At 66.1% G+C, this 351-nt stretch carries 1 protein-coding gene; it reads right to left on the bottom strand.

The window, feature by feature from the left end; translation table 11 throughout:
* A partial coding sequence (locus L9G74_RS23930) for a 60S ribosomal protein L31 (RefSeq protein ID WP_238898534.1) occupies positions 1–351 on the bottom strand: 351 nt, incomplete at both ends.

Raw genomic sequence — 351 nt, 5'->3', positions numbered from 1 at the left:
GCCCATGGCCTTCTGTGCAAACTTCCTGATCTCCTTGATGGCATTCGGCGCCTTCTTCTTGAAGGTGCATCCGTGGAGACGCTTGTGGAGGTTGATGGTGTACTCGCGGGTCACCACCTCGTCCTTGCGGGTGCCGGCGCCGCGCTTCTTCTCCGACATCTTCGCCTTGCGCCGCCGCCGCCGCCGCCTTCGATTCGATTCCGATCGAGTTGGAGAAGGCCGCCGCTGCCCAATGGCTCCGCTACCCTCGCCACCGCTGCTGGCCGAATCGCTCGCGACGCTGCGCACAGCCTCGCCGTCGCCGCCCATCCCCTGCTCTCCTCGCCGCACCCGGCCGTTGGTTTCAGCCAG

The sequence above is a fragment of the Shewanella electrica genome (genome assembly GCF_022321485.1).
Taxonomy (GTDB): Bacteria; Pseudomonadota; Gammaproteobacteria; order Enterobacterales; family Shewanellaceae; genus Shewanella; species Shewanella electrica.
The sequence above is the reverse complement of the archived record's forward strand: the minus strand, read 5'-3'. Positions and strand labels throughout refer to the sequence as shown.